Origin of the sequence: Micromonospora maritima, assembly GCF_902825405.1 — a bacterium.
GTDB lineage: Bacteria > Actinomycetota > Actinomycetes > Mycobacteriales > Micromonosporaceae > Micromonospora > Micromonospora maritima.
The window spans coordinates 1-2,330 of record NZ_CADEAU010000694.1 but is presented as its reverse complement, the minus strand read 5'-3'; the positions used below and the strand labels follow the sequence as shown (position 1 = coordinate 2,330).

Annotated in this window: 2 protein-coding genes; both read left to right on the top strand. The window is 74.9% G+C overall.

What is annotated here, in order from left to right; translation table 11 throughout:
* On the top strand, positions 1-1,737 hold a 1,737-nt coding region (locus tag HUW36_RS31160; protein ID WP_174531354.1), incomplete at its 5' end, for a CehA/McbA family metallohydrolase domain-containing protein.
* 156 nt (positions 1,738-1,893) lie between these two features.
* Positions 1,894-2,241, top strand: a complete 348-nt coding sequence (locus HUW36_RS31155; protein ID WP_174531353.1) for a PadR family transcriptional regulator — start codon at positions 1,894-1,896, stop codon at positions 2,239-2,241.
* Positions 2,242-2,330: the final 89 nt, after the last annotated feature.

Here is a 2,330-nt window from a genome sequence, read left to right as displayed (position 1 = left end):
GGCGGGCTGGCGCTCGCCGGCATCGGCGTACCGGTCGGGCTGGCCGCCACCGCCGACCGGCCGCCGGCGCCGCGCGGACGACGGCCGATCAGCATGGCGATGCACCTGCACGCCTCGTTCAGCGAGGGCATCGCCAGCTACGCCGCCCACCTCGACCAGGCCCGCCGCAACGCCGTCGACGTGCTCTGGTGGACCGACCACGACTTCCGCGTCGCCGCCCACGACCACCGCCGGGTCGTCCACTTCGACGGGCCGCAGGAGCTGGAGGGCGGGCTGGCCTGGACCTGGACCGCCGCCACCGAGGGGCGGCTCACCGGGTCGGCCGCCGAGTTCGTTTCCGTGCCGGACGCCGCCGACGGTCCCGGCCGCGCGCTGCGCCTCACCGCCGCCGGCGCCGGCACCCACTGGTTGGCCGGCAAGGCCTGGAACTGGACCCACACCGGGAACATCTCCGACACCACACTGCACCTCGACGTACGGCCCGAGGCCACCGGGCCGGACGCCACGCTGACCGTCGAGATCGCGTTGTCCCACCACCCGGCCGGCCCGGGACGGCCCGCCGGCCAACTGGTGCTGCGCTACCGGCTCGGCGCGACGGACACCGTCCGGCACACCGTCGACGGCCGGCACGGCACCGTCGACCTGCCCGCGCCGGCCGGCGCCTGGCGGCGGCACACGCTGGACCTGCTCACCGACGCGCGGGGGCTCTGGCCCGACCTGGTGGCCGGTGACAACTCGCTGCGCGGACTGCGCCTCGGCGTGACCGTGGCCGGCGGCGCGCGCGGCGCCTACCTGGTCGACCGGTTGGTCTTCGACCGGGCCCGCCGGGCCGGGCAGGCCGGCGAGGAGCTGCGCGCCGAGGTGCTGGCCGGCTACGCCGACGCCTACCCGGGCGTGACCCACCACCGGGCGTACGAGGTGTCGATGGTCCGGCACCTCAACTGGTTCGGCGGCGACGGCACGCTGCCGCGCTTCCCGTCCCCGCCCTACCGGGACGACGACGTCGACGCCACCGAGCGGATGGTGGAGTTCCTGCACGGCCACGGCGGCGTGGTCTGTTGGAACCACCCGCTGGACGTGGAACGCCGCGACTCCCTGGCCCGGCTGCTGGTGACCCGGAACGCGCTCGGCGTCGACCTGATCGAGATCGGACGGGCGCCGGTCGAGGACCATCTCTGGGCGTACGACGTGGCGGCCCGCAACGCGATCCCGCTGACCGCGGTCGGCGTCACCGACGACCACAACGGCACCGACTGGCGGACCGGGCGGGACCGGTGCGTCACCTCCGTATGGGCGGCCTCGACCGGTCGGGACGACCTCGTCGCCGCGCTGCGCGCCGGGCAGGCGTGGTTCGCCGACCTCGCCGTCTACCGGGGCGCCCTGGACCTGGAACTCGGTGGTCGCAGCGCCATGGGCGCGCTGCCGACCGTCGCCGACGACTCGGTGACGGTGCGGCTGCGGGCCACCGACCTGCCGGCCGGCTCCACCCTGGAGGTGGTCACCGGCGACGTCGACCGGGCCGGCGCGGCGGACCCGACGCCCGCGATCAGGACCGGTCAGGTGGCGTGGCGGGAGCTGCGGCAGGGCTGGCACGACCTGCCGGTGCGGGTGGGTGCCGGAACGTACGTGCGCACGCAGGTCCGGGACCGCGACGGGGCGGTCGTCGGGGCGAGCAACCCGCTCTGGCTGCTTCGCGAGCCCCCGCCCGGTGGCGTTCCGCCCGCCCGCCGGTTCTGACCGGTCGGCCGTCCTTGATCGACTCCATTTCGCCGACGTGGTGCCGTCCGAGGGCCTCTGATGGCGCCACCTCGCCGAGGTGGAGTCGATCAAGGACGATCCGGCCCGGGACGACTGCGTCCCCGCATATACCGATGAACGGTATATGCTCGCGCTATGAGTGACCCTCCACTGCGGGAACCGACGTTCCTGGTCCTCACCGCGTTGGCCGAGGCGCCCCGCCACGGCTACGCGGTGATCGAGGACGTGCTGCGCATCTCCGACGGCCGGGTCCGGTTACGGGCCGGCACCCTCTACGCCGTCCTCGACCGACTGCGATCCGACGGTCTGATCGAGGTGGACCGGGAGGAGGTGGTGCAGTCCCGGCTGCGCCGCTACTACCGGCTCACCGCGCTGGGCGCCACCCGCCTCGCCGACGAGGTGGCCCGGCTGCGCCGCCACGCCGACACCGCAGGCCGCCGGCTGCGCGCCGCCGGCCTGCTCCCCGAGGGGGGTCCAGCGTGAGCGCGAGGAGTGAGCCGGTTCTGCGAGCCCCGCAGTCGCGAACGAAGGGAGAACCAGCGTGAGCGCGAGGAGTGAGCCGGTTCTGCGAG

Excerpts from the sequence above, each read along its gene's own strand:
- HUW36_RS31155 (WP_174531353.1), top strand. The coding sequence starts at position 1,894 with ATGAGTGACCCTCCACTGCGGGAACCGACGTTCCTGGTCCTCACCGCG.